The organism is Terrisporobacter sp., from assembly GCF_017888745.1.
Classification (GTDB): Bacteria; Bacillota; Clostridia; order Peptostreptococcales; family Peptostreptococcaceae; genus Terrisporobacter.
Map to the genome: position 1 here is coordinate 1 of NZ_JAGHFM010000021.1, position 2,652 is coordinate 2,652.

Sequence of the window (2,652 nt, forward strand, 5' to 3'; positions counted from 1 at the left end):
GGAATACCTACATCAAAAGACGGAAAAGTACTTCCATGCGGTATATTTGGAAGATGGGAGAGTAAATAACAATGATAAAGGTTATATATGAAGATAATCATTTATTAGTTGTTGAAAAGCCTGTAAACATATTATCACAAGGAGATAATACCAACGATGATGATATGGTAAATCTTTTGAAGAAGTATCTTAAAGAAAAATATAATAAGCCAGGGAATGTATTTGTAGGATTGGTTCATAGATTAGATAGACCTGTTGGAGGATGTATGGTATTTGCTAAAACATCTAAAGCAGCTTCTAGGCTTTCAGAACAAGTTAGAAATAAATCTTTTAAAAAGACTTATAGAGCAGTAATACATGGTAATATGGATAAAAGACAAGATAATCTTTTAGATTATTTATATAAAAATAAAAAGACTAATATGGTTAGTGTAGTTAGTAAAAATACTAAAGATGCTAAGGATGCTAGGCTGTCATATGAAACACTAGATTCTAAAAAAGGATTAAGTCTTGTTCAGATAGATTTGCAAACAGGTAGACCTCACCAAATAAGGGTACAATTCTCAAGTAGAAAACATCCTTTATTTGGAGACCAAAGATATGGTAAAGATTTAAATAAAGTAGGTCAACAAATATCTCTATGGTCTTATAAAATTGAGTTAGAGCATCCAACTAAAAAAGAAAAAATGGAATTTGTGTGTGATGTTCCAAATGAATACCCATGGGATATTTTTAATGTATAAAATAAGGAGATATCATGGAAAGATATAAAGGGTTTTATATTGATGAACCTTATGGAAATAATGTTTTTTCATACGAAGAAAGAGAAAATAAAAAAATTTTCGTACCTAAATTAATAAAAGGTGATTTGGAAGATGTAAAAGTAGGACAGCATATTGTTTTTAATGAGATAGATGATGATATTGAAATTAAAGCAAAAGGTCTTGAAAACTTAGTGGAATATAAATTAAATGATAAAACTATTTATGTTTTTGATAATCATAATCACGCCTTTTATTTTTGGATGAAAAGTTTAAAAAATAAAGAATTTAATAAAGGTTGTAAATTAGTACATGTAGATCAACATAAGGATATGAGAGAGCCACATAGCTATGATGTTGATATAGAAAACTTAGATGATGTATTTACATATACAAATAAGGTTCTTAACGTAGGTAACTTTATTCAACCTGCTTTGAAAAAAGAAATATTTTCACAAGTAATAATTATTGATAGTTCGTATAGTTTTGAAATAGACTTAGAGGGAGAATATGTTTTAGATATAGATTTAGACATATTTTCAAAAGATATGGATTACATTCCTTATGGGTTTAGATTAGAAAAAATAAAAAAACTTATAAATGGAGCAAAAGTAATTACAATAGCTAGTAGTCCATACTTTATAGACCAAGACTATGCCATAAAGGTATTAAAAGAACTATTTAATTGTGATATAATAAGATAGCTAAATAAATGAAAATATAATTAAAATTTAGGAGGAGCGTTAATATGAGTTTATTAACAGAATGGAGAGCTTTAAGTGAAAATCTTGAAACTCAAGAAGCAGAAATAAAATTCTGGGAAGAGTACTTAAAAGTAGAGGCTGGAATATATAATGAATTATTAAATAATAAAGTTGAAGTAGTAGAAGGTAAAGTTACAGATTTAGCTGCTAAATACAATACTTCTGTAGAATACTTCATGGGATTCATAGACGGAATAAGTGAAAGCTTAAAAGAAGATATAGTTTTAGAAGAAATAGAGGCTGATTCAGAAATATCTTTAAAAATAGATTTCGAAAAATTATACTATAATATGTTAAACGTAGAAGCAGAATGGTTATATACTTTACCAGGTTGGGAAGGTATATTATCAGCTGAAAAGAGAAAAGAATTAGAAAAAGCATACAAAAAATCTAAAACTGTTGTTAAAGAAAACAAGGTTGGAAGAAATGATGCTTGTCCATGCGGAAGCGGTAAAAAGTACAAAAAATGTTGTGGAAAATAATTAATTTAGACTGCTTAATATAGGCAGTCTTTTTTGAATTTATAATAATATAAGTATTTTAAAGCCATAGATAATAAATTTAATTATCTATGGCTTTATTTAATGCATCTATTAACTTATTTTTAAAGATATTAATATCAACATATTCTATCTCTATAGGAACTTGAATTTTTTCAAATAAATCAAAAATAATATCATCAGTAAATTTACAAACTTTAGTATCTCCGATTATTACATTTTCATACTTGCCATATTGTTGTCTAATATCGTACAAATCAACGGCATTTATAAATTTATTCAGTTCATCGAACTTAAGTACCCATCCAGGTGTTATATATAAATTTTTATCGTCAATAATATTTTTTTTATTATCATTTTTGATTATTAATTCGATACAATTAGAATCATTAAAAGTAATTACATTATCATAATTTTTTAAGAAGCTATGGAACATATAATGACATTTGCTACCATATAATAATATGACTTTATATGACTTTAGTTGATCCAAATTACTGATAATTTCTGATTTGAGTTTATCTAAATTAGTATGTAATCCGAAAGGTAAATATTTAACATCAATATCTGCTTTAATTTTCTTTTCACTTTTAATTTCTTCTAAAATCTTAGTTAATTCTGGTTCAA

Annotated in this window: 4 protein-coding genes; 3 read left to right on the forward strand and 1 reads right to left on the reverse strand. The window is 26.2% G+C overall.

Annotation, left to right across the window (positions count from 1 at the left end):
* Window positions 1-71 precede the first annotated feature (71 nt).
* From J7G74_RS00700 to J7G74_RS00710, 3 genes are read left to right on the forward strand one after another with little or no spacing between them, the layout of a single operon-like run.
* A complete protein-coding gene (locus J7G74_RS00700) occupies window positions 72-743 on the forward strand; it encodes an RluA family pseudouridine synthase (protein ID WP_297130461.1) in 672 nt (223 codons plus the stop codon).
* A gap of 14 nt (window positions 744-757) precedes the next feature.
* The gene (locus tag J7G74_RS00705; protein ID WP_297130462.1) at window positions 758-1,465 is read left to right on the forward strand and encodes a UPF0489 family protein; all 708 of its coding nucleotides are present in this window, start codon (window positions 758-760) and stop codon (window positions 1,463-1,465) included.
* Between the two features lie 44 nt (window positions 1,466-1,509).
* Entirely contained in the window at window positions 1,510-2,007 is a 498-nt protein-coding gene (locus J7G74_RS00710; RefSeq protein WP_297130463.1) for an SEC-C metal-binding domain-containing protein, read from the forward strand.
* A 79-nt stretch (window positions 2,008-2,086) separates the two neighbouring features.
* Here the strand turns inward: J7G74_RS00710 and J7G74_RS00715 are convergent.
* A partial coding sequence (locus J7G74_RS00715; RefSeq protein WP_297130464.1) for a DUF1638 domain-containing protein occupies window positions 2,087-2,652 on the reverse strand: 566 nt, incomplete at its 5' end.

Bases quoted from the DNA above. Each gene is read 5' to 3' on its own strand.
- J7G74_RS00700 (WP_297130461.1), top strand. From the start codon at position 72: ATGATAAAGGTTATATATGAAGATAATCATTTATTAGTTGTTGAAAAG.
- J7G74_RS00705 (WP_297130462.1), top strand. From the start codon at position 758: ATGGAAAGATATAAAGGGTTTTATATTGATGAACCTTATGGAAATAAT.
- J7G74_RS00710 (WP_297130463.1), top strand. From the start codon at position 1,510: ATGAGTTTATTAACAGAATGGAGAGCTTTAAGTGAAAATCTTGAAACT.